Annotated in this window: 26 protein-coding genes; 12 read left to right on the top strand and 14 right to left on the bottom strand. The window is 57.1% G+C overall.

From position 1 onward, the window contains the following. Nucleotides 1-159: 159 nt before the first annotated feature. Nucleotides 160-1,146, bottom strand: coding sequence for a 2-hydroxyacid dehydrogenase (locus ACWB12_RS04495; protein WP_479528870.1), 987 nt, complete (start codon nucleotides 1,144-1,146; stop codon nucleotides 160-162). Nucleotides 1,147-1,261: 115 nt separating this feature from the next. Here ACWB12_RS04495 and ACWB12_RS04490 point away from each other — a divergent pair, with 115 nt between their 5' ends. Both ACWB12_RS04490 and ACWB12_RS04485 read left to right on the top strand, forming a co-directional pair. Further along, on the top strand, nucleotides 1,262-1,798 hold the full coding sequence (locus tag ACWB12_RS04490) for an SH3 domain-containing protein (protein WP_479528869.1): 537 nt from the start codon (nucleotides 1,262-1,264) through the stop codon (nucleotides 1,796-1,798). Continuing rightward, nucleotides 1,795-2,685, top strand: a complete 891-nt coding sequence (locus tag ACWB12_RS04485) for a cation diffusion facilitator family transporter (RefSeq protein WP_479528868.1) — start codon at nucleotides 1,795-1,797, stop codon at nucleotides 2,683-2,685. Before ACWB12_RS04490 ends, ACWB12_RS04485 begins: the two co-directional genes overlap by 4 nt. Nucleotides 2,686-2,863: 178 nt before the next feature. Here the strand turns inward: ACWB12_RS04485 and ACWB12_RS04480 are convergent, their stop codons facing one another. The 7 genes from ACWB12_RS04480 to ACWB12_RS04450 form a co-directional block, all read right to left on the bottom strand. After that, nucleotides 2,864-4,873: a M3 family metallopeptidase gene (locus ACWB12_RS04480; protein ID WP_479528867.1), complete on the bottom strand. Its 2,010-nt coding sequence runs from the start codon at nucleotides 4,871-4,873 to the stop codon at nucleotides 2,864-2,866. A 53-nt stretch (nucleotides 4,874-4,926) separates the two neighbouring features. Continuing rightward, a complete protein-coding gene (locus tag ACWB12_RS04475; RefSeq protein ID WP_479528866.1) occupies nucleotides 4,927-5,721 on the bottom strand; it encodes an amino acid ABC transporter permease in 795 nt (264 codons plus the stop codon). Between the two features lie 39 nt (nucleotides 5,722-5,760). Further along, a complete protein-coding gene (locus tag ACWB12_RS04470) occupies nucleotides 5,761-6,498 on the bottom strand; it encodes a transporter substrate-binding domain-containing protein (protein WP_479528873.1) in 738 nt (245 codons plus the stop codon). A gap of 125 nt (nucleotides 6,499-6,623) precedes the next feature. Further along, the gene (locus ACWB12_RS04465) at nucleotides 6,624-7,676 is read right to left on the bottom strand and encodes a HesA/MoeB/ThiF family protein (RefSeq protein ID WP_479528865.1); all 1,053 of its coding nucleotides are present in this window, start codon (nucleotides 7,674-7,676) and stop codon (nucleotides 6,624-6,626) included. Beyond that, nucleotides 7,676-8,137: a dUTP diphosphatase gene (gene dut, locus ACWB12_RS04460; RefSeq protein WP_479528864.1), complete on the bottom strand. Its 462-nt coding sequence runs from the start codon at nucleotides 8,135-8,137 to the stop codon at nucleotides 7,676-7,678. Before dut ends, ACWB12_RS04465 begins: the two co-directional genes overlap by 1 nt. 55 nt (nucleotides 8,138-8,192) lie before the next feature. Further along, nucleotides 8,193-9,389 carry a bifunctional phosphopantothenoylcysteine decarboxylase/phosphopantothenate--cysteine ligase CoaBC gene (gene coaBC / locus ACWB12_RS04455; RefSeq protein ID WP_479528872.1) on the bottom strand — a complete coding sequence of 399 codons (1,197 nt, stop codon included), beginning with the start codon at nucleotides 9,387-9,389 and terminating at the stop codon, nucleotides 8,193-8,195. A gap of 65 nt (nucleotides 9,390-9,454) precedes the next feature. Beyond that, the gene (locus ACWB12_RS04450; RefSeq protein WP_479528863.1) at nucleotides 9,455-10,264 is read right to left on the bottom strand and encodes a ChaN family lipoprotein; all 810 of its coding nucleotides are present in this window, start codon (nucleotides 10,262-10,264) and stop codon (nucleotides 9,455-9,457) included. Between the two features lie 106 nt (nucleotides 10,265-10,370). On the opposite strand from ACWB12_RS04450, the gene cobU reads away from it, so the two are divergent. After that, complete coding sequence (gene cobU, locus ACWB12_RS04445; protein ID WP_479528862.1) at nucleotides 10,371-10,895, top strand: bifunctional adenosylcobinamide kinase/adenosylcobinamide-phosphate guanylyltransferase; 525 nt, start codon at nucleotides 10,371-10,373, stop codon at nucleotides 10,893-10,895. Beyond that, nucleotides 10,892-11,470 (top strand): histidine phosphatase family protein, encoded by a 579-nt coding sequence (locus ACWB12_RS04440; RefSeq protein ID WP_479528861.1) that lies wholly within the window; start codon nucleotides 10,892-10,894, stop codon nucleotides 11,468-11,470. Before cobU ends, ACWB12_RS04440 begins: the two co-directional genes overlap by 4 nt. Before the next feature lie 9 nt (nucleotides 11,471-11,479). On the opposite strand, the gene ACWB12_RS04435 is transcribed toward ACWB12_RS04440, so the two are convergent. After that, entirely contained in the window at nucleotides 11,480-11,944 is a 465-nt protein-coding gene (locus ACWB12_RS04435; protein ID WP_479528860.1) for a hypothetical protein, read from the bottom strand. A 129-nt stretch (nucleotides 11,945-12,073) separates the two neighbouring features. On the opposite strand from ACWB12_RS04435, the gene ACWB12_RS04430 reads away from it, so the two are divergent. Beyond that, entirely contained in the window at nucleotides 12,074-12,943 is an 870-nt protein-coding gene (locus ACWB12_RS04430) for a glutathione S-transferase (protein WP_479528859.1), read from the top strand. 52 nt (nucleotides 12,944-12,995) lie between these two features. Then, nucleotides 12,996-14,510: a YifB family Mg chelatase-like AAA ATPase gene (locus tag ACWB12_RS04425; protein ID WP_479528871.1), complete on the top strand. Its 1,515-nt coding sequence runs from the start codon at nucleotides 12,996-12,998 to the stop codon at nucleotides 14,508-14,510. On the opposite strand, the gene ACWB12_RS04420 is transcribed toward ACWB12_RS04425, so the two are convergent. The 4 genes from ACWB12_RS04420 to rsmI all read right to left on the bottom strand — a co-directional run bounded on the left by ACWB12_RS04420 (nucleotide 14,488) and on the right by rsmI (nucleotide 17,620). Next, nucleotides 14,488-15,402 (bottom strand): alpha/beta hydrolase, encoded by a 915-nt coding sequence (locus tag ACWB12_RS04420; RefSeq protein ID WP_479528858.1) that lies wholly within the window; start codon nucleotides 15,400-15,402, stop codon nucleotides 14,488-14,490. The two genes, ACWB12_RS04425 and ACWB12_RS04420, sit on opposite strands and share 23 nt — an antisense overlap. Further along, nucleotides 15,399-16,340, bottom strand: coding sequence for a glutathione synthase (gene gshB, locus ACWB12_RS04415; RefSeq protein ID WP_479528857.1), 942 nt, complete (start codon nucleotides 16,338-16,340; stop codon nucleotides 15,399-15,401). The genes ACWB12_RS04420 and gshB overlap by 4 nt, the downstream gene beginning before the upstream one ends. 63 nt (nucleotides 16,341-16,403) lie before the next feature. Continuing rightward, complete coding sequence (locus ACWB12_RS04410) at nucleotides 16,404-16,760, bottom strand: YraN family protein (protein ID WP_479528856.1); 357 nt, start codon at nucleotides 16,758-16,760, stop codon at nucleotides 16,404-16,406. Then, complete coding sequence (gene rsmI, locus ACWB12_RS04405; protein WP_479528855.1) at nucleotides 16,757-17,620, bottom strand: 16S rRNA (cytidine(1402)-2'-O)-methyltransferase; 864 nt, start codon at nucleotides 17,618-17,620, stop codon at nucleotides 16,757-16,759. The genes ACWB12_RS04410 and rsmI overlap by 4 nt, the downstream gene beginning before the upstream one ends. A gap of 95 nt (nucleotides 17,621-17,715) precedes the next feature. Between rsmI and ACWB12_RS04400 the strand changes: the two genes are divergently transcribed. The 3 genes from ACWB12_RS04400 to murJ are packed head-to-tail and all read left to right on the top strand — an operon-like array spanning nucleotide 17,716 to nucleotide 23,218. After that, the gene (locus ACWB12_RS04400) at nucleotides 17,716-18,894 is read left to right on the top strand and encodes a penicillin-binding protein activator (protein WP_479528854.1); all 1,179 of its coding nucleotides are present in this window, start codon (nucleotides 17,716-17,718) and stop codon (nucleotides 18,892-18,894) included. 11 nt (nucleotides 18,895-18,905) lie between these two features. Continuing rightward, nucleotides 18,906-21,680: a [protein-PII] uridylyltransferase gene (locus ACWB12_RS04395; RefSeq protein WP_479528853.1), complete on the top strand. Its 2,775-nt coding sequence runs from the start codon at nucleotides 18,906-18,908 to the stop codon at nucleotides 21,678-21,680. After that, nucleotides 21,677-23,218, top strand: coding sequence for a murein biosynthesis integral membrane protein MurJ (gene murJ / locus ACWB12_RS04390; RefSeq protein WP_479528852.1), 1,542 nt, complete (start codon nucleotides 21,677-21,679; stop codon nucleotides 23,216-23,218). The genes ACWB12_RS04395 and murJ overlap by 4 nt, the downstream gene beginning before the upstream one ends. On the opposite strand, the gene ACWB12_RS04385 is transcribed toward murJ, so the two are convergent. Then, the gene (locus ACWB12_RS04385) at nucleotides 23,215-23,901 is read right to left on the bottom strand and encodes a rhomboid family intramembrane serine protease (protein WP_479528851.1); all 687 of its coding nucleotides are present in this window, start codon (nucleotides 23,899-23,901) and stop codon (nucleotides 23,215-23,217) included. The two genes, murJ and ACWB12_RS04385, sit on opposite strands and share 4 nt — an antisense overlap. 79 nt (nucleotides 23,902-23,980) lie before the next feature. Between ACWB12_RS04385 and trpS the strand changes: the two genes are divergently transcribed. The 3 genes from trpS to ACWB12_RS04370 form a co-directional block, all read left to right on the top strand. Further along, on the top strand, nucleotides 23,981-24,997 hold the full coding sequence (trpS, locus tag ACWB12_RS04380) for a tryptophan--tRNA ligase (RefSeq protein ID WP_479528850.1): 1,017 nt from the start codon (nucleotides 23,981-23,983) through the stop codon (nucleotides 24,995-24,997). Nucleotides 24,998-25,012: 15 nt separating this feature from the next. Beyond that, nucleotides 25,013-25,258 (top strand): hypothetical protein, encoded by a 246-nt coding sequence (locus ACWB12_RS04375; protein WP_479528849.1) that lies wholly within the window; start codon nucleotides 25,013-25,015, stop codon nucleotides 25,256-25,258. A gap of 110 nt (nucleotides 25,259-25,368) precedes the next feature. Further along, nucleotides 25,369-25,668 (top strand): VOC family protein (locus ACWB12_RS04370; RefSeq protein WP_479528848.1); only part of this gene is annotated, 300 nt, incomplete at its 3' end.

The following is a 25,668-nucleotide window of genomic DNA, read 5'->3' as shown; positions in this document are numbered from 1 at the left end:
TCATCTTTCTCCGTAACAATTGATCCAGCTCCCCTATCAGCACGGAAATACCGCTTCATTTCATCGTTAAACTCGAATGGCTCCACTGCTTCCTCCTAAAATCCTATATGTATAAAACCCATACCTTTTCCATACGTTTTCCATACACCCAAAACGCCGCTAAAACATCCCCGGCACCACCTGATCCGGTGGCCTATGCCCGTCCGCAAATGTCTTGATGTTGATGATCACTTTCTCGCCCATTTCGGCCCGCCCTTCTTCGGTCGCCGATCCCATATGCGGCAGCAGCACCACGTTTTTCAGCGCCCGCAATCGCGGGTTAATCTCGGTGCCGTGCTCGAACACATCCAGCCCCGCACCGGCAATATCACCCGACCGCAACATCCGTGTCAGGGCGTTCTCGTCGATCACTTCGCCCCGTGACGTGTTCACAATAACCGCATTTTTCTTCATTAGTTTCAGCCGTCTAGCGTTCATCAAATGGAACGTTGATGGCGTATGCGGGCAGTTGATTGATATAATATCCATCCGCGCCACCATCTGGTCCAAACTCTCCCAATAGGTCGCTTCCAGCTCTGCCTCGATATCCGTATGCAGCCGTTTGCGGTTATGATAATGCACCTGCATCCCGAACGCCGCCGCCCGTCGCGCCACCGCCTGCCCGATCCGCCCCATACCCAGAATGCCCAGCCGGCGACCGCCCAAACGTCCGCCCATCAACGCAGTCGGCGACCAGCCTTGCCACTCCCCCGATTGCATCAGCGCCAACCCCTCGGGAATGCGTCTGGTGACCGCCAAAATCAGCGCCAAAGTCATGTCTGCCGTGTCCTCGGTCACCACCCCCGGAGTGTTAGAAACAAGGACTCCGCGCTGGCGGGCGGTCTGCACATCAATGTGGTCCACGCCTGATCCGTAATTGGCAATCAGACGCAGCTGATCCCCCGCTTGCGTCAGCATTCCGGCGTCTACTGTATCGGTCAATGTCGGCACCAGAACGTCGGCGCGTTTCATCGCCGACACGATCTCGTCTCGGGTCATTGGCACGTCGGTTTCGCGCAATTCCACGTCGAACAATTCCTTCATTCGCGTCTCGACCACCTCGGGCAACCGTCGCGTCACAACAACACTCAGACGTTCAGCGGACATAATACTCTCCCTTGTTCTTTCATTGGCACAGCTTTGATGCCAAAGTGGCGCAACAATGAACGAGGCACAAGAACCTCGCTGGGTTTGAGGCAAAAAAGTAAAGGTATCGGGTCAGATGAGCAATATTTTCCCTATGCAAATAAGCGCAATCATCATTGCGTTCGTTTTGGCCTTTGGGTTTTCAGGCATCAGTTATGCAGATGTTGCAAGCGCACCGAGCGGGACGCGGGGGCCGGTGACCAATCTGCCGTTGCCGCGCTTTGTGTCGCTAAAGGCGGCCGAGGGCAACGTGCGCCGAGGCCCCAGCCTGACACACCGTATCGACTGGGTGTTCCTGCGCCGCGATATGCCGCTGGAGATTATCGCCGAATACGGCCATTGGCGACGCGTGCAAGACCGCGACGGGCAAGGCGGCTGGGTGCATTATTCGCTGCTATCAGGCGTACGCACCGTGATTGTCGAGAGCGATATGCTGACACTATATGCAAAACCCGATCCCAATTCGCAAGAAAATGCCCAACTGGAAATGGGAGTGATTGCGCGTCTGGGTCAGTGCGGACCGGACTGGTGCCGTCTAAAGGCTGGCGGGCAAAGGGGATGGGCCAGAAAAGATACCCTATGGGGGGTTCGCCCTGACGAGATAAGGGAATGACCCCGCAGATACCGGACAGTACCAACACGCGCCTAAATCTTTCTGCTGGGCTGGCCTCTGTCATTGTTGCCATTGTTCTGGTTGCTCTGAAACTCTGGGCTTTTAGCGCCACACAGTCACTATCTGTTGCCGCCAGTATGGCCGATAGCGCGCTGGATTTCATGGTTTCGCTCGGGGCGTTGGCCGCAATCTATTACGCCGCCCGTCCGGCGGATGATGACCACGCTTTCGGCCATACCTCGGCCGAAGATCTGGCTGCCCTTGGGCAATCGGTGTTCATCATGATTTCTGGCGGCGTGATCGGCTGGGCCGCCGTGCGTCGCTTGCTATCCAGTGATCCTGTTACCTTGATGTCAGAGGGACGCGGAATGATGGCAATGGCCATCTCGATCACCCTGACGCTGGCCCTTGTTTTGTGGCAACGCCATGTCGCCCGACAAACCGGCAGCCGCGTTGTCGCCGCAGATTCCTTGCATTATCTGGGCGATCTGCTGCCCGCCGGTGGGGCCCTGCTATCCCTATGGGCCTCGTCCAGATTCGGCCTACCTCATATTGACAGCGTGGTTGCGCTTGGCGCTGCCGTTCTGCTGGTCATCGGTTCCTTGCGTATCGGCAAGGGCGCGTGGGATGCCCTGATGGATCGCTCTGCCGGTCCCGCCCTGATTGCCGGAATCGAAGCCATCGCCAAGTCCTACCCCGGAGTGCACGGTTATCACGACTTACGCACACGCCAAGCTGGCTCAACTGTTTTTGTCAATCTGCATGTGGAGTTGGACGGGAACCAGTCGCTGAATGATGCCCATGCGATTAGTGCCGGGTTGAAGCATGCTATCCGGCAGACCTATCCGCAGTGTGATGTGATCATTCATCAAGATCCGGTGCGCTGAACAACGTGGCTTCAAACGGCTACGGCTGAACTCGTAAATATAATAAGTTCAATTGATTACCCTGTATCCACACCGTTAAAACAGTTCTATTATTCCGGAATAGTAGAACTATTTACCGAACAAACCCACCTTGTTTTCACGATTTAGATTTACCACTTTCCAGGTCCCCTCACCCGCATCACACCAACCCGCGCCCCTTTAGCAGCGCCTGAACCCCAGGCATCCGCCCGCGAAATGCTTTATACAGTTCCTCAGGGTCTTTGGACCCACCCGCGGATAATATATGCGTTTCCAACAGCGACGCCATATCAGGGTCAAACGCCCCGCCCGCCTCTTCAAACGCTTGAAACGCATCGGCATCCATCACCTCGCTCCACATATAGCTGTAATAAGCACTGGAATACCCGTCACCAGAAAACACATGTGCAAATTGCGGCGTGGCGTGGCGCATGCGGATAGCCTGGGGCATACCAAGCGCCTCCAGAACTTCGGCTTGTTTTACCATTGGATCAGCAGGTGCCGCACCATTGTGAAATTCCAGATCAACCAATGCCGAGGCCACATATTCAACCGTGGAAAATCCCATATCATAGGTGCCCGCCGCCAGCAGCCGTTTCAGCATATCGGTTGGCATCGGCTCGCCGGTTTCAGCGTGTGTTGCGAATTTTTGCAACACTTCAGGCACCTCCAGCCAATGCTCATACAGCTGGCTGGGCAGTTCTACAAAATCGCGTGGAACCGAGGTGCCGGAAATTGATTCATATGTCACATCCGACAGCATCTGGTGCAGCGCATGGCCAAACTCATGGAACAAGGTGCGAGCGTCATCAAACGACAGCAGCGCAGGATCACCTTTGGCAAAGTTGCACACATTCATCACGATCGGCCGCACATCACCACCCAGTTTCCTCTGGCTGCGCATCGCCGAGCACCACGCACCTGATCGTTTCGATCCGCGGGCAAAATAATCACCGATAAACACCGCCATATGCTTGCCGTCCCGTATCACCTCCCACGCGCGGGCATCCTCGTGATACAGCGGCACATCGAGCGGTGAAAACTCCAACCCGAACAGGCGATTGGCACAATCAAACGCCGCCTCGATCATCCGGTCCAGTTGCAAATAAGGTTTCAATTCAGCCTCGTCTAGATCATGTTCGATCAGGCGGCGCTTTTCGGAATAATAGCGCCAGTCCCACGCTTCCAGATCACCATTCACACCATCATCATGCATCATGTTCGCAAGGGTTTCCGCATCCGCATTGGCAGCGGCCTTGGCGGGCTCCCACACGTCCATCAACAGGCCCCGCACCGCCTCGGGCGTTTTGGCCATCTCGATCTCCAGCTTGAACGCGGCAAAGTTATCGTAACCCAACAGCTTTGCCCGCTCTTCACGTAGCGCCAGCGTTTCGGCAGCGATGCCACGGTTGTCCGTCGCCCCGCCATTCGCCCCGCGCGCCACAAACGCCCCATAGGCTTTTTCGCGCAAATCACGCCGCATTGAAAATTGCAGGAATGGCGTGATAAGTGAGCGGGATAACGTTACAACAGGTCCGCCAGCACCTTTTTCCTCACCCGCCGCACCAGCTGCATCCAGCACAAAATCCGGCAACCCTTCCAGATCACCCTCGCCCAATTCCATGAACCATTCGCGCTCATCTGCCAGCAGGTTCTGGCTGAACTCGGTGCCCAGAACCGCCAGCCGCTCCAGCACCTCTTTCAGCCGATCCCGTGCCGCCCCCTGTAATTGCGCCCCGGCCCGCACAAACCCGCGATGCGACAGCATCAAAAGCCGCGCCTGCTCTCCCGTCAGCCCCAGATCATCACGCATATTCCACAGAGCTTCCACCCGCATAAACAATGCTTCATTCATGCTGATCTCGGACGAAAAAGCCGCCAGTTTAGGCGAAAACTCCCGCTGTAATTTTTCACGCATCGGTGTGCTATCCGCGCCCGCCAGATTATAAAACACCGACAGAACACGGCTTAACGCCTCTTCTGCCAGCTCCATCGCCTCAATCGTGTTTACAAATGTCGGGGCGTCGGGATTTTTGGCTATTGCTGCGAAATTCGCACGCGCCTCGCCAATCGCCACGTCAAACGCAGGCGCGAAATCCTCGTCCTTGATCAAGGCGAACGGGGGCAGTTCAAACGGGGTGTCCCATTGGGACAACAGCGGATTGGTCATGGTGATCTCCTTTGTCGGCTACGGTAGGGACCGCCGCCAAAGAGGTCCAGCGCTTAAGGGTATTTCGAGCGCATCCGCCGTTCAAGTTTGCGCAGCAGCAGCGACAGCGATACCGTCATGATCAGATACAGCAGCGCCACCACATTATAGGTTTCAAAATACCGGAAATTACCCGCCGCCGTCACCTTGCCCAGTTGCGCGATATCCAGAACTCCCAGCACCGATACCAATGACGAATCCTTCACCATCGCAATAAAATCATTGCCAAGCGGCGGCATGATGGTGCGAAATGCCTGCGGAAATACGATAAACCTGAACCTGTGCCAGCCGCTTAAACCCAACGCCTTGGCTGCCTCCACCTGTCCTTCGTCAACCGACAGAAGCCCAGCGCGGAACACCTCGGCAATAAACGCCGAGTAGCCGATCATCAGCGCAATAATTGCCCGCCACATCAGGGTAAAGTCCCGCGTGCGAATCGGATCGAACCCCATGCCTTCTAGCGCCCAGTTCACCGCGTGGACCATCGCAGGCCCAAACACAAACGCCACATATAGCAACAGTACAATGATCGGAATGCCGCGAATAATCTCGATATAAAACCGCGCCAATTGCCGAAACACTATGAACCGTGACATGCTGGCCACCGCCAGTATCAGCCCGAACAGCGACGCCATCGAAAATGCCACCAAGGTCACGAATATAGTTACCCCGATCCCTTTGGAAAGAGTGCCTAGCACCTGCGCGTACAGGTCATCCGACACCACCCGATAGAGCAGATATGCACCCAGTCCACCGGCGACAACGAGCCAGTATGGGAAGTCTTTGTCTTGGGGGGGCGTCGGAATCATAGCAAAAGGCCCCGGAACATGTCCGGGGCCACTCTGGTCTTAACCGCCAAACTTGTAATCAAGAAACCATTTTTTGTTCAGCGCATCCAGGGTGCCGTCTTCCTTCATGCTGGCGATTGCTGCATTCATTGGCCCAACCAGCTCGGATCCTTTGGGGAAGATAAAACCGAAATCCTCGGTTCCCAGCGTGTCACCGACAATTTTCAGCGCCCCATCAGAGGCCGCAACATACCCGTTGCCCGCTGTGCCATCGGTCAGCACCAGATCAACGTCGCCCGTTTTCAGCGCCTGAACGGTTGCACCAAACGTTTCAAACAGTTTGATCCGCGGATTGGCCTCGTCCCCGTCCAGAACTTCGTAAACACCGACATAAAACGGTGTGGTGCCGGGCTGTGCCGCCATCAGCAAATCCTTGTCCGAACCAAACCCTGCTGCATCCGAAAACCGCGCCTCGTCTCCACGCACCAACATCACCATTTCACTGCGCATGTAGGCATCCGAAAAATCGACCTTTTCCTTACGGTCATCGCGGATGGTGATCCCTGTCATCCCCAGATCAAACTGCGCTTCGGAAACCGCAGGGATCATCGCGTCCCAGCTGATATTTTCATAGACCACGGTGATATTGATCCGCTTGGCAATCTCGGCCATCGCGTCATATTCCCACCCAATTGCCTCGCCCGAAGCCGGATCAACAAATTGCAGCGGAGGGTAAGCGTTTTCAGTGACAACAACCACCTCTTTGCCGCCCAGATCAGGCAAGTGGCCCGCAGCCATAGTGACAGTGGTAAAGGCAGCCGTGGCAACAACGGCAAGTGATGTTAGCAGTTTCATTTGGAATCCCCCAAGATTGATTATGATTCCGCGTGATTATGGATCATCCACGCACTATGGCAAGGTAATTAAACGGATTTCCCCGAACAAACAGGGCAATCCATGCGCCGCTTCAGCTTGATCTTGCGGGTCTCGGCATACAGCGCGTCGTAAATCAGCATCTGTCCGCGCATCCCGTCACCGGCGCCTGTGATTTCTTTCACCACCTCAAGCGCCATCATCGCGCCGATCACCCCGGGCAACGGCCCAACCACCCCCGCCTCGGCACAACTCGGGGCCAGACCCGCCGCCGGAGCCTCGGGAAAAATGCACTGGTAACACGGCAAATCATGGGCCGGGTCATAAGTACTGATCTGTCCCTCCCACTGGGTCAGCGCCCCCGCGATTAACGGTTTGCCTAACGCCACACAGGTGCGGTTCACCAGATAGCGGGTCTCGAAATTATCGGTGCCGTCCAGCACCAAATCGTAGTCGGCAAACAGATCGGCGGCGTTGGTTTCATCCAGCCGCCGCTGATAGGGGCGCACCACAACTTTGGGATTTTGCGCCAGCATTGCGGCTTGCGCGGAAAACACCTTGGGCATGCCAATATCGGCATCCCGATGGATCACCTGACGTTGCAGGTTGGAATTATCGACCACATCATCGTCCACCACCCCGATGGTGCCAACCCCTGCTGCCGCCAGATACAGCAACACGGGCGATCCCAGCCCGCCTGCACCAATCACCAGCACACGGGCGTTTTTCAACTTTTTCTGCCCTACCCCACCGATTTCGCGCAGCATGATGTGGCGTGCGTAACGGTCCAGCTCGACGTTGGTGAATGTGGGTTTCGGGGTGGTCTCGGACATCTGGGCGACTCTACCTTGGGCTTTGACACGAAGTTGGCCTAGAGCCGCGCGATACGCAACCACAACCGCGACGATCCCGCCCAATATCAACCAAGGCCCAACCGACCCGCCAGTTGCCACACGCAGCGGCATCCCGTCCGGCAGCACCAAATGTGCAATCACAACCGCCGCATACAACAACCCGACCAAAAACCAGCGTTTGGCGTGCGACACCCCGATCAGCGCGCCAAGCAACCACAGCCCGATAGCCAACGCCAGAACATAACCCACTAGCCGCGCCCCGTAGAGCCAAACCCGCCTTTGCCACGCGCAGTATCGCCCAGCGCACCGGCCAGCTCAAATCGCGCCTGAACCACAGGGGCCACAACCATCTGCGCAATCCGGTCGCCGTGATTAATTACAAACGGCTCCGCCCCCGCGTTCATCACAATCACCCCCAGTGGCCCGCGATAATCGCTGTCAATCGTGCCTGGACTGTTGGGCAATGTAATGCCGTGCTTTAACGCCAAACCCGAACGCGGCCTGATCTGCACATCGTATCCGGCAGGAATTTCCAGCCGTAGACCCGTTGGCACCAAAGCGCGGCCACTAGGTGCAAGGGTTATTCCGCCCCGCTCAGCCTCAATAAAATTCGCCCGCAAATCCGCACCGGCTGCCCCGCTTGTCTCATAGCTTGGCAACCCCAGCGCCTGATCCGCCCCGTCAATCCACGACATTTTAATTAAAATCATCGCGCCCCCCTTCTTCTTTTCCTAAATACCTGCCGCGCGCAGCGCAAATAATCTCTTACGCCAAAGCTTCGGCAATATCCGCCGCCAGCCGCACAGCCACCTGATCTTTACTCATCCGCGGCCATTCTTCAGAACCACTCGCCTTGATCACTGTCACCGCATTCTCGCTGCCGCCCATGATCCCCGTTTCGGACGACACATCATTGGCAACAATCCAGTCACAGCCCTTGCGCTTCCTTTTGGCCTTGGCGTTTTTGATCACATCATCGGTTTCCGCCGCGAACCCGACAACCAGCGCGGGACGGCCTTTTTTCATCTGGGCCACACTCGCCAGAATGTCGGGGTTCTCGGCAAACTCCAGCACAGGCAGGCTGCCCTTGCCATCCTTCTTCATTTTTGACGTGGTCTCGGATGCCATGCGCCAATCCGCCACCGCCGCCGCAAATACCGCGCCATCAGCGGGCAAAGCCGCCTGAACCGCCGCCAACATCTCTCGCGCCGTCTGCACCTCGATCACCCGAACTCCATCGGGTCGCGCAACATCGGCGGGTCCGGTGACAAACGTCACCTCCGCCCCCAGCGCCGACAACGCCCGTGCAATCGCCGTGCCCTGCGCCCCCGAGGACCGGTTGGCAATATAGCGCACCGGATCAATCGGCTCGTGTGTTGGTCCTGATGTCACCAGAATATGCTTGCCCCGCAACGGCCCATCCGAAATCGCCACCTCAACCGCCGCAACAATCTCCAGCGGTTCCGCCATCCGGCCCAGACCAAATTCACCGCAAGCCATGTTGCCCTCATTGGGGCCAACAAACAGCACACCGTCACCTTTCAGCGTTGCGATATTGCGCTGGGTTGCGGGGTGTTCCCACATCCGCACATTCATCGCCGGTGCAATCAGCACCCGCTTGTCCGTGGCCATCAGAAGGGTCGAGGCCAGATCATTCGCCCGCCCGCCCACCATCTTGCCCATCAAATCCGCCGTCGCGGGGGCCACCACCACCAGATCAGCAGCGCGGGACAGTTCGATGTGCCCCATCTCGGCCTCGTCCGTCAGATCAAACAGATCGCGGTATACCTTGTTAGCGGCCAGCGCCGATGTGGACAGCGGTGTCACAAATTCCTCGGCCGCGCGGGTCAACACCGGCGTCACTGTCGCGCCGCGCATCCGCAAGCGCCGGATCAGGTCCAGTGACTTGAAGGCGGCAATCCCGCCGCCGATGATCAATAGAATGCGTTTGCCAGCAAGCATATCCAGCCCTTTCAAACAGTTGTCCTTGTTTTAGGGTGCTGATCGCTTGAACTCAACCGTCACGCTTACTTAAACGCCAGACAAGGGTCTTCGCGTATTGCCGGTTCCGTCACCACCCACATGTCAAATGGTTGCTCTGCCTCTGCTGGGGCCTCGATAAACCCGACCACCAACACCGATAAATCCGGCGCACCAGCTGCCAACATCGCCGGAACACCCCAATCTGTCCGCGCATGCCCATTGCCTGTAATCAGCACCACAGGCCCGCCGGTTTCCCTAGCCGCCTGCACCACCACGGCCCCAAACGCTGCATCCCGAAACCGTTGCGACTCGACCATACCACCCATCATTCCCAGCGGCATCGCCTCGCAATGTGCCTCGAACTGCTCCTGCATGCGCTGCTCCAATTGGCCCGCTGGCAATGGCTGATCCAGTCCGAACAGTGCAGCCCTCGGCCCAAACACCGCCGCCGCCCCGTCACCAAACGCGCGCCGCACCTCGTCACGAGGCCGCGCCGCGCCATAAACCCGCGCCGCGCCCAGCGCTTTGAAAATCGGGTAATATAGCGCAAAATCCGGCCACCCCGACGCGTCCCAGTCCAATGTCGCCTTTAGCGCGTCCTGATCCATCAGCAATTTCGGCGTGATCTTTGCTGCCTGCTTTGGCGTTAACATTTCAAACACCACTGCCGTTGGCTGGATCGCCAAAACCGCCTCCGCCTGCCCGATATGATGCTGTGCATTATCGTGAATTTCACCCAGAATCACCACATCGGCAGGCGGCAAGTCGTCCAAATCACCACTGGTAATTTCTTTCGCCCCAGCCATGCCAATTGCTGCTATAATCAGGGTAACAGATACAAATATATATTTCATCTTGCCTACCTGCCTGCAAATTTCACAAATGCCAATGGGTCACATTAGCACTTAACCTAACGGCAATTGCTTGCTAGTCCTAATGACACGCATGGGGGAAAACAGAATGTTGCCAACTTTGACACTTGTGATCGGCGGGGCCGCATCGGGCAAATCAAACTTTGCGGAACACCTGGTCGAGGCCAGCGGCAAGACCAAGATATATCTGGCCACGGCCCAAGCGCATGACAGTGAAATGACCGCAAAAATTATCCGGCACCGAAAGTCACGCAGCGTCGGCTGGCGCACCATCGAAGCCCCGCTGGACCTGTCCGCGCCGCTTGCCGATGCCACGGCCAACGATACCGTTCTGGTGGATTGCGCCACCCTGTGGTTGACCAATCACCTGCTGGCTGAAACCGATCTTGAGGCCGCCGAATCCTCCCTGCTGACCGCGCTGGCCACTAGCAAAGCGCCCGTTGTTGTGGTCACTAACGAGGTCGGTGCGGGAATTGTGCCGGAAAACATTCTGGCACGGCGGTTTCGCGAGGCTCAGGGGCGGTTGAACCAACGCCTAGCCGCACAGGCCGGTCTGGTGGTGACCGTCACCGCAGGTTTGCCGATGGTGCTAAAGGGCACCCTGCCAAAATGACGACCTGGTGGTGGGTACGTCACGGCCCGACCTATGAAAAAGCATTCGTTGGCTGGCGCGATGTGGCCGCCGATCTATCCGATACAGCGCAAATCGCCCGCCTGAATGCGCATCTGCCCGATGATGCGTTGCTGGTATCGTCCGACCTGTCGCGCAGCATTGATACCGCCAGTGCAATTGCAGGCGCACGAACCCGCCTGCCCCATGCACCCGACATTCGGGAGTTCAATTTCGGCGACTGGGACGGGCTGACGTTCGATCAGGTCGCCGCCCGCGACCCCGACCTAAGCCGCGCCTATTGGGAAACCCCGGGCGACATCACCCCGCCAAATGGCGAAAGCTGGAACACAGCGGCCAGCCGCATTACCCCGTTTGTTCAGGATATGAACACCCGCCACCCCGACCGCCACATCATCGCCGTGGCCCATATCGGCGTGATCATGACTCAAATCCAGCTGGCAGGGGGGCTATCCCCGACCGAAGCGATTTCTTATAAAATCGACAATCTATCCGTTACCCGTCTGCAATGGGACGGAAACGCGTGGGAAACCGGTGCTATTAACCACTTGCCCTAGGCCCTGTCCCTAACTGCCAAAAAGCAGTGCCCGCCAGCGGTCAAACACATCCATCGGCATCGCTTTGCCCGACACCACATCGTAAAATAAATCTACCGCAAACATGGTCTGCTTATAGGTCATCCCGTCCGGTGCATCACACGGCACCAGCGCGATTGCATCATAAATCGCACGGGCATTACGCTGAATCATCGGATTTTGCCAACGGGTACCGCGCAGTTCCTGAAGGAATGAAATATCACAACCGCAGTCATATTCCCCTTGCGCCGCCACGCAATAATCATGGCGCATACAGGCTGCATCCAGCGGGTCAACCGGCGGGCCGGCACGCGACATATCCACCGGATGGTTCGGGCCGCACCAATTGCCGTAAACCGGCGCAAATAATTGCAGACTGCTTTGCGCAACAACGGGGGATACGGCCATAACAGCCATATAAAAAACGAGCGGTATCACAGCCATAGCAGTTTTCATTTCAGACATCCTCCACCCCTGCTTTACATCAGCGAATTACACGGCGCAAATCCGTCCATCACGTTTTGTGATGCCCCCGTCACAAAACACAATTTTGCGAATGCAGCATCCCGCGCTAAACTGCCCAACATGACTTATGATCTATATATCGGCGACCGCACATTTTCCAGCTGGTCGCTGCGTGGCTGGCTGATGTTCGAGAAATTCAACATCCCCTGCCGCACCCATATGGCTGGCCTATATTCCGGCACTTTGCAACAGGATCTGGCCGATCTGGCCCCTGCCCGTCTGGTCCCCGCAATCCGCACCCCCGATGGCGATGCTGTGGGCGACACGATGGCGATTGCCGAAACATTGGCCGAACGTCATCCCGACGTGGGGCTGTGGCCAGCGGATCAATCCGCCCGCATTCTGGCCCGCTGGATGGCGGCAGAAATGCATTCGGGCTTTGGCGCGCTACGTTCGGAATGCCCAATGCAACTGCTGCACCAATATGACGGGTTTTCCGTATCACCCGAAGTCCAAGCCGATCTAGATCGGCTGGAACTGCTCTGGTCACTGGCCCGCGCCCGACATGGCACAGATGGTCCTTGGCTGTTTGGTGCCTATTCACTGGCCGACGTGTTCTATGCCCCCGTTGCCGCACGGATCGCCGGATTTGACCTGCCTGTGGGCGATATCGCCACCGCCTATGTCGCCGAGCACCTGAAAGATACCGCCTTTCGTCGGTGGCGGGCGATGGGGTTGACCAAATCCTATGATCCTGTGCCATATGCGCTGGATGTGCCTACCCGCAGCTGGCCCGTCACCTCGCTGGTGGCCAAAGCCGTGGACAGCGGTACCCCAGAAAATGCGACCTGCCCCTATTCCGGCAAGCCTATTACCCATCTGATGGAACTCGACGGGCGCATCTTTGGGTTTTGCAACGCTTTTTGCCGCGATAAAACGGTCCACGACCCCGCGGCGTGGCCAAAATTCATGGAAATTTACCTTTCGTAAACCATCCCTGCGTTAACCATTAACAAATTGGGTAACGCAGAGAGGCGTGAACATGGTGGCACGCGCCTATACCGTCGCGTTTGAAGGGATTGAGGCCCGCATGGTCGAGGTGCAATGCGCCATCACGGCGGGCTTGCCATCCTTTGCTATTGTCGGGTTGCCGGACAAGGCCGTGTCCGAGGCCCGCGAACGGGTGCGGGCGGCGATGACAGCGATGTCCATCGCGCTCCCCTCCAAACGTATCACCATCAACCTGTCGCCAGCAGACGTGCTAAAGGTGGGGTCACACTTTGACCTGCCGATCGCACTGGCATTGCTGGCAGCGCTGGAAATCGTGCCATCCGAGGATGTGGAAAATACCGTCGCACTGGGGGAACTTTCGCTTGATGGCACCCTGATACAGGTGATCGGTGCCCTGCCCGCGGCGATGACCGCCGCCGAACATGACCGTGCCCTTTTGTGCCCCAAAGCATGTGGGGCCGAGGCAGCGTGGGTTGGCGCAACCCAGGTGCTGGCTGCCGGATCACTGGCCGATGTGGTACGCCATTACACGGGACAGTCCCCGCTGATGCCTGCTGTGGCAGGCGAGGTTCAGCGCGAAAACCACAGCCGCGACATGCGCGATGTAAAGGGGCAGGAACGGGCCAAACGGGCGCTGGAAATCGCAGCGGCTGGCCGCCATCATGTGCTGATGACCGGATCGCCAGGGTCCGGAAAATCCATGCTTGCCGCGCGTTTGCCCGGCATACTACCCCCGCTTAGCGCCGCCGAGGCACTGGAAACCTCGATGATCCATTCCCTGTCCGGCCTGCTGGATGAGAGCGGTATTTCCCGCGAACGCCCGTTCCGCGAACCGCACCACACGGCCTCTATGGCGGCCATCGTTGGCGGCGGGCGCGGGGCTAAACCGGGGGAAATATCGCTGGCACATAACGGGGTTTTGTTCATGGATGAATTCCCCGAATACCCGCGCGCCGTGCTGGAAACCCTGCGCCAGCCAATTGAAACCGGCGAAGTCGTGGTGGCCCGCGCCAACGCCCACGTCAAATACCCTTGCCGCTTCATGCTGGTCGCCGCCGCCAACCCGTGCAAATGCGGCTACCTTGCCGATCCGTCGCGTGCCTGCGCCCGTGTTCCGCTGTGTGGCGAAGAATATCTGGGTCGAATTTCAGGCCCCTTGATGGACCGATTCGACCTGCGCATTGATGTGCCACCCGTGGCCTACTCCGATCTGGATCTGCCCGAAGCTGGCGAAACTTCGGCCGACATGTCCGCCCGCATCGCCAGCGCCCGCGATATACAAGAAAAGCGGTTCATGGATCATGCCGATATGCGGGTGAATGCCGACGCCGAAGGGGCCATGCTCGAGGAAATCGCCACCCCCGATGACGAGGGTCGAGCCTTGTTGATCAAAGTCGCTGAACGCTTTGGTCTATCCGCGCGTGGGTACCACCGTGTGTTGCGCGTGGCCCGCACGATTGCCGATCTTGAGGGGGTTAATGATGTGCGCAAACACCATGTGGCCGAAGCTGTCAGTTTCCGCCTTAGCGCGACAAAAGAGGTTTGATCCACGCCGCAATATCGCGCAATCCCTGATCCGCCTCGGGTAACATTCGCTGGAAGATTTGCCAAACATGGGGATGGTTAAACACAATTTTTTCAGTGACATTCACCCTTTGGTCACGTAAATGAATCGTCATCCGGCGGGTATCATCCAGCAGTATTTCACTGTCGCTGGCAGTTAGATATACGGGGGTCTTAGCCGAAAATCGTGCTTTGATCGGCGAAGCACGCGCATCATCCGGCGTATGATCCTGCAGATATAATCGCGCCATATCCGCAGCGCGTTCTGCGGGAAGCATCACATCGGACTGCGCGTTTCCCGTAAAAGACGCTCCCGAAAATGATAAATCCGTCAATGGCGACAACGCGAATACACCTGCAGGCTGCGGCAGGAATTGGGCGGTAATTTCCCCCAATAACGCCAGCACCAGACCACCACCTGCACTGTCCCCGCCCATTATGATCCGGTCTGGCGCAATGCCGCGATCCAGTAGGGCGCGGTATGCCACAAGCGCATCATCAATTGCGGCTGGAAACGGGTTTTCCGGCGCGAGCCTGTATTTTGGCAAACACGCCGACATGCCCGTCATCGCCGAAAGCCGCGCCAACATTGCGCGGTGGGTTCGGGGCGAACCGAAAACATAGCCACCACCGTGGAAATACAGGATCACCCGATAATCAGTCGCGTTTTGTGCTTGCGCCCAATGGGCCGGAACCGTGTCCGCACCGGCCTTCAGCACATCATCGCTGAAACGGGTTTTGCGCGGCGACGGGAAAAATAGGCGTGCTTTGGATTCAAACGGCTTTCGTAAATCTTCGGGTGTTTTGGCCCGTGCCAGTTTAGGTTTTTCAAACCGACGCAGAAACCCGTTCAGCATATGCAGCCGGATGCTCACGCCCGTTTGGCCTCAATCGCAACCCAGATTTTCTCGGCAATATTGGTGCCGTCAAACCGCTCCAACTCCTGAATGCCTGTGGGCGAGGTCAGGTTGATTTCGGTCAGATAATCCCCGATCACATCAATCCCGACAAAAACTTGCCCCTTTTCGCGCAGCAACGGGCCGATGGCGGCACAGATTTCCATGTCTCTCGCGGTCAGGCCAATCTTCTCGGGTCGGCCGCCAACATGCATATTGGAGCGGGTTTCCCCAGGTGCTGGCACACGATTGATCGCACCAACAGCTTCGCCGTTCACCAGAATGATCCGCTTGTCACCATTGGACACATCCGGCAGAAATTTCTGCGCAATCAATGGCTCGCGGTTGATGCCCATGAACAGTTCGTGCAACGACGTTAGGTTGCGGTCGTTTTTATCCAACCGGAACACACCAGCCCCACCGTTGCCGTAAAGCGGCTTCAGGATGATATCGCCATGCTCGTGTTTGAATTCCTTGATGGTTTCCAGATCGCGCGCGATCATTGTTGGCGGGGTCAGGTCAGGGAATTGTAGCACCAACAGTTTTTCAGGGTAATTGCGCACCCAGAATGGATCATTTACCACCAATGTGTCGGGGTGGATCATATCCAGCAAATGCGTGGTGGTAATATAGCCCATGTCAAACGGTGGGTCTTGGCGCAACCAGACAACATCCCAGTCGGCCAGATCAATGTCCTGCTCCGCCCCCAATGTAAAATGATTGCCTTTTTCACGGCGCACCATCAGTGGCCAGCCCCGTGCCATCACTCGACCTGCGCGATAGGACAGTTTGTCAGGTGTGTAATAAAACAATTCATGCCCACGCGCCTGCGCCTCTTCGGCGATGCGGAATGAGCTGTCTGCATCAATATCAATCGGACCAATTGGGTCCATCTGGATCGCAACTTTCAATGACATGGCTTTCCCCTTTTGCACCCCACCTACATGGTGCAGTGCGACACGGGGTTCAATGATTATCCGTCAACAATACCCAAACGCATTTTCAATCACCTGAATATGGCCAGCGCCATCCATCAATGCCACGTCAAACCGCACGTTTGTGTCCTGCCCATTGGGTTCGCCTGCCAAAAACTCGGACGCAGTATTGTAAATCCGCAGCATCTGGCGTTGCGATAGCTGCACTGCAGCACGGGCAAAATTGCGGCTTTTCTTAACCTCGACAAAGATCAGATCATCGCCATTCCGTGCAATGATGTCAATTTCGCCACCAGCCCCACGCCAACGGCGATCAGAGATCACATGACCCGTCCGAATATAATGGTTCTCGACAGCGCTCTCGGCAGCTAATCCCGCATAATAAGACGTAAGCCCACTCATTTCTTGTCCTTTTCCAACTCCAGTGCAGCTTGATACACTTTGCGACGCTGTATCCCCAACGCCTCTGACACAACCGTTGCGGCATCTTTGATCCGCATTGTTTTTAATGCCTCGCGCAAAGCATCCTCCATTGATTGGTCCGACACGGCAACCCCGTGTGCCCGATCCACCAGCACCACAATTTCACCCTTTACAGTGCGGTCCGAAAACGCCGCAGACAACTCACCCAACGTGCCGCGCGACACTTCTTCAAACCGTTTGGTCAGTTCCCGACAAACTGCCGCCTGCCGGTCCCCTCCCAAGGTTTGCACCAAATCCCCTAACATCCCGTAAATCCGTTTGGGCGATTCATAAAACACCAGCGTTCCAGGCACTTCGGCAAATCCCTCAAAGAACCGTCTGCGCGCTCCTTTGGCGTTTGGCGCAAAACCGGCAAAGAAAAACCGGTCTGTCGGCAAACCCGCCACAGTCAACGCCGCAATCACTGCCGATGGCCCCGGTGCCCCGATCACCTGAATCCCAGCATCAATCGCGGCCCGCGCAAGCGCATATCCGGGATCAGCGACAAGCGGTGTGCCGGCCTCGGATACATAGACCAGCGATTTGCCCTCACCCAGCAGCCGCATCAGGCGCGGACGCACTTGCGCACCGTTATGATCGTGATAGGAAATCACCGGACGGTCGCCCAAAGGAATGCCGTGAATTTCCATCAACCGTTTGGCTGTTCGCGTATCTTCGGCGGCAATCACATCAGCCGAGGCCAGTATATCCAGCCCCCGCAAAGTAATATCGCGCGCAGCCCCGATCGGAGTTGCAACAATGTAGAGACCGGCAGAGAGTTGCCTCTTTTCAAAATTCACCAAAATCTCACCTTTCACGGCGTTTACTATTTGCGGGCAAACGCATAGGCTTGCCCGACTTGAATCATTACGCGCGAGGGAGCGGGGATCAACCTATGTTTTCATTATTGAGTAAATCCAGAAAAATTGCGGGCCGCATTGTTGCCCTGATGTCGATCCTGTGGCTGGCCGCTTGTGAGCCTGTTTCGCTAGGGGGGGGCAGTGGTCAAAGCATTAATCCAAGCGCACCAGTCCCTGTTGCCCTGTTGGTTCCGGGTGGATCAGGTAATGCAGGCGATGACCTACTGGCCAAAAACCTTGAAAATGCAGCACGGTTGGCGATAGCCGACCTGCAGGGCGTGAAAATTGATCTGCGGGTCTACAACACTGCCGGTAACGCCGCCCAGGCCGCTTCGGTTGCGACCAAGGCCGTCGACGACGGAGCCAAAATCATCATTGGCCCGCTATACGCGCACGCCGCAAACGCTGCTGGTGTTGCTGTGGCAGGGCGCAATGTGAATGTTCTGGCGTTTTCAAACAACCCCGAGATCGCGGGCAGAAATGTTTTTGTACTTGGCCCCACATTCCAGAATACCGCCAATCGGCTGGTGAACTACGCCAAACGACAGGGTCGCAATAACATAATGGTTGTTCATGCCCGCACGCCGGCTGGCATAGCGGGCCGCGATGCGATTCTCGGGGCTATTGCCTCGAATGGTGCCGTTCAGGCTGGCGTTGGCTCTTACGAATTTTCGCAGGATGGCATAGTCAGTGCCATTCCCAGCATTGCCAGCACGATCCGCAGTTCCGGGGCGCAGGCGGTTTTCCTCACCTCTGATTCTGCTGGTGCACTGCCTCTTATCACCCAGATGCTGCCTGAAAATGGTGTCGACCGGGACGTGGTGAAATTCATCGGCCTGACCCGCTGGGACATCCCTGCTGCAACGCTTGCTCTGCCCGGCGTTCAGGGCGGCTGGTTCGCCCTGCCACACCCCGGCATGACCGCCAAGTTCAACGCACGCTACAGCGCGGCATTCGGAAAACCACCGCATGCAATTGCCAGCCTTTCCTATGACGCAATCGCAGCCATCGGTGCTTTGGCCAAAGCAGGCAAATCAAATGCCCTGACCACCGGCGCCCTGACACAAGGGTCCGGCTTTGTCGGCGCAAGCGGCATATTCCGCCTGCGCAAAGACGGCAGCAACCAGCGCGGGCTGGCCATTGCGCAAATCCAGAACAACCAAGCGGTCATCGTTGACGCTGCACCCAGCAGCTTTGGCGGCGCCGGTTTCTAGAACCGGACCCGATGAACGCTCATACCTCTTTGTATTCGCCGGACAGTCTGATCTGTCCGGCGAATGACATTTTTGACCATGCCGCAGCGTGGACCGCATTAGAGGCCGCAATATTCAGCGCCAAAGATGGCCGCGCCATCCGCGCCGCCACAGTCGGTTATCTGATGGACGCCCGCAAAGCCGGTAACGCCGCAATCGAAGCCGCATTCGCCGCAAAACCTTTTGCCGCGCGGCGCACCACCCGCGCCTATACTTATCTGGCCGATTGCATCGTCCAGACCGTGTTCAAGGTGGCCACCACCCACCTGCACAAAATCGCCAACCCCACGGACGCCGAACGGTTGTCAGTATTGGCTGTCGGCGGATCAGGTCGCGCAGAAATGGCACCGCATTCCGACATCGATCTGCTGTTCCTGACCCCCTATAAAATGACCGCATGGGCCGAAAGCGTGATTGAATCCATGCTCTATATGTTGTGGGATTTACGCCTAAAGATCGGCCACGCCAGCCGCACGATCAAGGATTGCATCCGTTTGGGGCGTGAGGATTTCACCATCCGCACCGCCCTGTTGGAAGAACGCTATTTGGCGGGCGACGTCCCGCTTGCAGACGAGTTAAAAGAAACCCTGTGGCATGATCTGTTTCGCGGCACAGCCCCCGAATTTATCGAGGCCAAACTGGAAGAGCGCAGCGCCCGCCACAAAAAACAGGGCGGCCAGCGCTATATGGTCGAGCCGAATGTGAAAGAGGGCAAAGGTGGCTTGCGCGACCTGCAATCCTTGTTCTGGATCGCAAAATATCTGCACCGTGTTGATCACGTGGCCGAGTTGGTTGAACTGGGGCTGTTTTCTCAAGATGAATACGACCGCTTTGCCGAGGCCGAACAATTCCTCTGGGCCACTCGTTGCCATCTGCATCTGGTCACAGGCCGCGCGATGGAGCAGCTGACGTTTGATCTGCAAGTCGAGGTGGCAGCACGCATGGGTTATAAAGACCACGGCGGACGTCGCGCGGTAGAACATTTCATGCAGGACTATTTCCGCCACGCAAACCATGTGGGCGAATTGACCCGTATTTTCCTGACCGCACTTGAAGCCAGCCACGTCAAACAGGAACCCCGTCTGATGCGGTTCTTTAGGCGGCGCAAAAAGGCCAAGGCAGGATACAAGATCGTGCAGAATCGCCTGAATGTCGCGGGCGAAAAATCGTTCCTTAAGGATAAGTTGAATATCCTGCGGCTGTTTGAAGAGGCCCTGCGCACTGGCGTTTTGATCCATCCTGATGCCATGCGTCTGGTGGCTGCCAATCTGGACCTGATTGATGATGAAATGCGCAATGACAAAGAGGCCAGGCGCATTTTTCTGGACCTGATGCTGAAACACGGCAACCCCGAACGCGCCCTTCGCCGGATGAACGAACTGGGTGTGCTCGCCGCCTTTATCCCTGAATTTGCACCGATCGTAGCGATGATGCAGTTCAATATGTATCACGACTATACGGTGGACGAGCACACCATCCAGTGCATTTCAAACCTCGCCCAGATCGAGCGCGAAGAACTGGTTGAAGAACTGCCCATCGCCTCGGGCATTCTGAAATCTGGCGTGAACCGCAAGGTGCTTTATGTGGCGCTACTGCTGCATGACATCGGCAAGGGACGCGACGAGGATCACTCGATCCTTGGCGCTAAAATCGCCCGCAAAGTTGCCCCGCGTCTGGGGTTGAAACCGGATGAGTGCAAGCTGGTGGAATGGCTAGTGCGTAGCCATCTGTTGATGTCCGATGTAGCGCAGAAACGCGACATTTCCGACCCGCGCACCATTCGCGGTTTTGCCAAAGCGGTAAAGAACAAGCAGCGGCTGGACCTGCTGACGGTTCTAACGGTTTGTGACATTCGCGGGGTCGGGCCGGACACATGGAACAACTGGAAGGCGATGCTGATCCGGCGTCTATATTCAGACACCGAAACCGCGCTGGATAGCGGCATGGAGGCCGTCAACCGGACCGTGCGCGAAAATGCGGCCAAAAAGGCATTGCGTCAAGCGCTGGCCGACTGGGACAAAAAGGATCTGAAAATTGAAACCGCCCGCCATTACCCGCCCTATTGGCAAGGGCTGCAAACCGCCGCACATGTAATTTTCGCCAACCTTCTGCGGGGCCTAACCGAAGACGAAATCCGCATTGACCTGAAACCCGACGAGGACCGCGACGCAACCCAAGCCTGTTTCGTGCTGGCCGACCATCCCGGCATTTTCTCGCGCCTGGCAGGGGCCTTGGCGCTGGTCGGGGCCAATGTGGTCGATGCGCGCACTTACACATCCAAAGACGGCTATGCCACCGCCGTGTTCTGGATACAGGACGCCGATGGCTCGCCCTATGAAGGCCCCCGCCTGAACCGTCTGCGGGCCATGATCGACAAAACCCTGAAAGGCGAAGTGATCGCGCGGGACGCATTACAATCCCGCGACAAGATTAAGAAACGCGAGCGTGCCTTCAAGGTGCCGACCACCATTACCTTTGATAACGAGGGCAGCGAGATTTACACCATCATCGAGGTCGACACCCGTGATCGTCCCGCCCTGCTGTTCGATCTGGCCCGTACATTAGCCAACGCCAATGTCTATATCGCCAGCGCGGTTATTGCGACATACGGGGAACAGGTGGTGGATACATTTTATGTCAAAGACATGTTTGGCCTTAAATATCACGAGGAAAGCCGACAGGATACGTTAAAGAAACGTCTACTGGAATCGATTGAAGCCGGGGCAAAAAGGGCACGTAAACAATGACGGGGCGCAAACGGATGCTGGGCGGGTTTCTGACCGTTGGCGGCTGGACATTGCTCAGCCGCTTGCTGGGCTTTGTACGCGACGTGATGATCGCCGCGTTTCTGGGCACCGGTCCGGCGGCACAGGCGTTCATCGTGGCGTTCTCGCTGCCCAATATGTTTCGCCGCTTCTTTGCCGAGGGCGCGTTCAACATGGCGTTCGTGCCGATGTTCTCGAAAAAACTCGAGGCTGATGACGACCCACTAGGGTTCGCCCGCGATGCGTTCAGCGGGCTTGCAACGATCCTGATCCTGTTCACCGTCATCGCAATGTTTGCCATGCCGTGGCTGGTCTGGGCGATGGCCAGCGGGTTTGTCGGCGATGTGCGCTTTGATATGTCGGTCACCTACGGGCGCATCGCGTTTCCCTATATCCTGTTCATTTCGCTGGCGGCGTTGCTGTCCGGCGTGCTGAATGCCACGCACCGTTTCACCGCCGCCGCCGCCGCCCCTGTTTTGCTGAACATCATCTTTATCACAGCGCTGGTTTTCAGCAGCATGATGGAGCTGGATATTGGCCTGACACTCGCATGGATGGTGCCGATCGCTGGCATCGCGCAACTGGCGCTGGTCTGGGTTGCGGCCAAACGGGCTGGGTTCGCCCTCACCCCCAAACGCCCCGTCATGTCGCCCGACCTGAAACGCCTTGCCATCATCGCTGCGCCCGCGGCGCTGGCGGGGGGCGTGGTGCAGGTCAACCTGCTGGTCGGACGCCAAGTCGCCAGCCAATTCGATTCCGCCGTTGCGTGGCTCTATAATGCCGACCGCCTGTATCAACTGCCGCTTGGGGTGGTTGGTATCGCCATCGGCATCGTGTTGTTGCCTGAACTATCACGCCGCTTGCAAGCAGGTGACGAGGCTGGCGGCCAAGAGGCGTTCAGCCGCGCCGGTGAAATCTCGCTCGCCCTGACCATCCCCGCTGCCGTCGCCTTGGTGGTGATCCCGCTGCCGCTGGTCGAGGTGCTGTTCGAGCGCGGCCTGTTCGGCCCCGACGACACCGCCGCCACCGCTGCCGCCGTGCAAATCTATGGCCTCGGCCTGCCTGCCTTCGTGCTGCAAAAGGTGTATCAGCCGCTGTTCTTTGCCCGCGCCGACACCAAGCGCCCGTTCTACTACGCGCTGGTAGCGATGATAATCAACGCTGCGCTGGCCATAGGCCTTGCGCCGATCATCGGCTACCTCGCCGCCGCCATCGGGGCCACGCTCGCCAGTTGGGGCATGGTCGCACTACTCTGGTTCGGATCACGTAAAATGGGTGTTTCAGCAAAGCTTGATCGCCGGTTCCGCAAGCGTATCTGGCGGATCGTTATTGCTTCGGTTCTAATGGGCGTCGCCCTGTTCGCAGCGCAACTGGCGCTAAACCCGATGTTTGCCGCAGGCGCATGGCGCTACCTGGCGCTGGCCCTTTTGGTTACGATTGGCGCGGTCAGCTATTTCGGCATTGGCCAATTGCTCGGCGCCTTCAAGCTGTCAGACTTCCGCCGCTCCATGCGCCGCTAACGCCGCCGCAGCTGTACCAACGCCCGCGACCAGCCACCGGGGCTGACCACAAAGGACAACCCGAACCCCGTCACAAACCCGGCAATATCGGCAATCCAATCCTTACCTCCGCCAAAGAACACGCCGAATATCAGCTGGATAAACAACAAAAACCCGATCAGCGTGAAAGCGCGGTATTTATTCGCCCCATGCGCCGCCAAATCGACCCACAGTAAAAACGTAAACGCCCCGATCAACCCGTACACCGCCGGATACGCCCCGATCAGCGCCACGCGGCTGTTGATAAACATGCCGTACACCACAGCCCCGACAATGGCGGACGCAAAAAACACCAGCAAGACCGCCCACCAGCGAAACACCTCGCCGACAAATTTGCCCAGCGCCAGCAACAGCACACAGGCAAATATCATATGGGTGAAATTCACATGGATAAACGGATAGGTCACGAACCGCAGCAAATGTTCTGCCGGATAGCGACCCGTTTCCATCATCCGGTCAAACAACAAACCCGACGGCGTATAAGTGCCAATCGCAGCCGTGCGCCAACCGATTGCCTCGGGTCCACCAACCAACCCACGCGCGCCCAGGTTAAACACCGCCTCGATCAAAAAGATCGCCAACGCCAACACCACCACAACAGGTGGCAGCGGGTTAACCGGTGAAATATTCTCATTACTGCTCATATCATAGGCTCCTTTGGTTGACGGCCCTTGCCCCTGTGGGTAAGCCAAACCACCAATTAAATCCAGACGGAGAATTATCATGACCGAGGTGGTCCACACTCCCCGCGTCTTTTCGGGCATCCAGCCCACCAATCACCTGCAGCTTGGTAACTACCTTGGCGCTGTGAAGCGGTTCGTTGACATGCAGAACAGCGGCATTGAAACGGTCTACTGCATCGTTGATCTGCACGCCATTTCAACATGGCAAGACCCGTCCGATCTGCGCCGCGCCACGCGTGAGTTATGCGCGGGCTACATTGCCTCGGGTCTGGACCCTGAAAAATCCATTCTGTTTAACCAATCTCAAGTCTCGGCCCACGCCGAACTGGGCTGGGTTTTCAACTGTGTCGCCCGCATGGGCTGGCTAAACCGCATGACCCAGTTCAAGGATAAGGCGGGCAAGAACCGCGAAAACGCTTCAGTGGGTCTGTTCACATATCCGAACCTGATGGCCGCCGACATTCTGGTTTACCACGCAACGCACGTGCCGGTGGGCGAGGACCAGAAACAGCATATCGAGCTGACCCGTGATATCGCCGCCAAATTCAACCACGACTACGGCGTTGATTTCTTTCCAATCACCGAACCTGTGATCGAGGGCGAAGCGACACGGGTGATGTCCTTGCGCGATGGCTCCAAAAAGATGTCCAAATCCGATCCGTCAGACAACAGTCGTATCAACATGACTGATGATGCCGACAAGATCGCCCAGAAAATCCGCAAGGCCAAAACCGATGCGGACGGGTTGCCGAGCGAGGCCAAGGGGCTGGAGGGCCGCCCCGAGGCTGCTAATCTGGTCAACATCTACGCCGCATTGGCCGATATGTCGGTTGATCAGGTTCTGGCGGATGTTGGCGGCAAACAGTTTTCCGAGTTCAAACCGATGCTGTCGGAACTGGCGGTCACCAAACTGTCGCCGATTTCGGCTGAAATGGCACGGCTGATGGAAACCCCAGACGAGATCGACGCAATCCTGCGCAAAGGGGCGGACAAGGCGCGCGCCATTGCGGACCCGATACTGGCGAAGACGTTGGAGATTGTCGGGATGGTGCGGTAGCAGGAAAGATGTGACATGGAGCTAGATAAAGAAACTCAATGGGTTACGGATTATTGCGATCTAGCAAACCACTTTGCACAAGAATGTCGCAAGCTCTGTGATGAAAACTCCTCCAATCTTGAAGACCCACTTGGGGATATCATGAATTGCACGATGACCGAGCTATGGGACTTTATGTTTAGTCAGACTGAGATACGCAATGCCTTTCTTGAGGCCGTAAAAGATATGCCCAGATACGCTGTGGATGAAGAGCGCAGATAGTGGAAATTGTCATGACGGTGCGTTAACGCACATATTCTGCGATATTTCTTATACTTCCATATTATCTAAACATCGGCATCATGGTTCTACCAATCCAAAGGAGTAGAGCCATGACCCCCGTCCACCCACAAGCCCGCATCGGGCATATCCATCTGAAGGTCGCCGATCTGGAGCGCTCAATCGCGTTTTATTCCGGTGTTCTGGGTTTCGAGGTGCATCAGCACTTTGGCAACCGCGCCGCATTCCTGTCGGCGGGCGGATATCACCACCACATCGCGCTAAACACATGGGACAGTCTGGGGGCCACGCCGCCACCCGTGGGTCATACCGGATTATACCACACCGCGTTCCTATACCCGTCCCGCGCGGAACTGGCCGATGCCTTGCGCCGTGTGGCCGCTGCGGGGATT

This window comes from Profundibacter sp. (genome assembly GCF_056498605.1).
The sequence above is the reverse complement of the archived record's forward strand: the minus strand, read 5'-3'. Positions and strand labels throughout refer to the sequence as shown.

What these genes read in the sequence shown, in the direction of transcription:
- cobU (WP_479528862.1), top strand. Translation starts at nt 10,371, where the DNA reads ATGTTGCCAACTTTGACACTTGTGATCGGCGGGGCCGCATCGGGCAAA.
- coaBC (WP_479528872.1), bottom strand. Translation starts at nt 9,389, where the DNA reads ATGCTTGCTGGCAAACGCATTCTATTGATCATCGGCGGCGGGATTGCC.
- trpS (WP_479528850.1), top strand. Translation starts at nt 23,981, where the DNA reads ATGACCGAGGTGGTCCACACTCCCCGCGTCTTTTCGGGCATCCAGCCC.
- dut (WP_479528864.1), bottom strand. Translation starts at nt 8,137, where the DNA reads ATGATTTTAATTAAAATGTCGTGGATTGACGGGGCGGATCAGGCGCTG.
- murJ (WP_479528852.1), top strand. Translation starts at nt 21,677, where the DNA reads ATGACGGGGCGCAAACGGATGCTGGGCGGGTTTCTGACCGTTGGCGGC.
- ACWB12_RS04470 (WP_479528873.1), bottom strand. Translation starts at nt 6,498, where the DNA reads ATGGCTGCGGGCCACTTGCCTGATCTGGGCGGCAAAGAGGTGGTTGTT.
- ACWB12_RS04490 (WP_479528869.1), top strand. Translation starts at nt 1,262, where the DNA reads ATGAGCAATATTTTCCCTATGCAAATAAGCGCAATCATCATTGCGTTC.
- ACWB12_RS04400 (WP_479528854.1), top strand. Translation starts at nt 17,716, where the DNA reads ATGTTTTCATTATTGAGTAAATCCAGAAAAATTGCGGGCCGCATTGTT.
- ACWB12_RS04395 (WP_479528853.1), top strand. Translation starts at nt 18,906, where the DNA reads ATGAACGCTCATACCTCTTTGTATTCGCCGGACAGTCTGATCTGTCCG.
- ACWB12_RS04475 (WP_479528866.1), bottom strand. Translation starts at nt 5,721, where the DNA reads ATGATTCCGACGCCCCCCCAAGACAAAGACTTCCCATACTGGCTCGTT.
- ACWB12_RS04495 (WP_479528870.1), bottom strand. Translation starts at nt 1,146, where the DNA reads ATGTCCGCTGAACGTCTGAGTGTTGTTGTGACGCGACGGTTGCCCGAG.
- gshB (WP_479528857.1), bottom strand. Translation starts at nt 16,340, where the DNA reads ATGTCATTGAAAGTTGCGATCCAGATGGACCCAATTGGTCCGATTGAT.
- ACWB12_RS04375 (WP_479528849.1), top strand. Translation starts at nt 25,013, where the DNA reads ATGGAGCTAGATAAAGAAACTCAATGGGTTACGGATTATTGCGATCTA.
- ACWB12_RS04450 (WP_479528863.1), bottom strand. Translation starts at nt 10,264, where the DNA reads ATGAAATATATATTTGTATCTGTTACCCTGATTATAGCAGCAATTGGC.
- ACWB12_RS04425 (WP_479528871.1), top strand. Translation starts at nt 12,996, where the DNA reads ATGGTGGCACGCGCCTATACCGTCGCGTTTGAAGGGATTGAGGCCCGC.
- ACWB12_RS04435 (WP_479528860.1), bottom strand. Translation starts at nt 11,944, where the DNA reads ATGAAAACTGCTATGGCTGTGATACCGCTCGTTTTTTATATGGCTGTT.
- ACWB12_RS04485 (WP_479528868.1), top strand. Translation starts at nt 1,795, where the DNA reads ATGACCCCGCAGATACCGGACAGTACCAACACGCGCCTAAATCTTTCT.
- ACWB12_RS04440 (WP_479528861.1), top strand. Translation starts at nt 10,892, where the DNA reads ATGACGACCTGGTGGTGGGTACGTCACGGCCCGACCTATGAAAAAGCA.
- ACWB12_RS04410 (WP_479528856.1), bottom strand. Translation starts at nt 16,760, where the DNA reads ATGAGTGGGCTTACGTCTTATTATGCGGGATTAGCTGCCGAGAGCGCT.
- ACWB12_RS04480 (WP_479528867.1), bottom strand. Translation starts at nt 4,873, where the DNA reads ATGACCAATCCGCTGTTGTCCCAATGGGACACCCCGTTTGAACTGCCC.
- ACWB12_RS04385 (WP_479528851.1), bottom strand. Translation starts at nt 23,901, where the DNA reads ATGAGCAGTAATGAGAATATTTCACCGGTTAACCCGCTGCCACCTGTT.
- ACWB12_RS04430 (WP_479528859.1), top strand. Translation starts at nt 12,074, where the DNA reads ATGACTTATGATCTATATATCGGCGACCGCACATTTTCCAGCTGGTCG.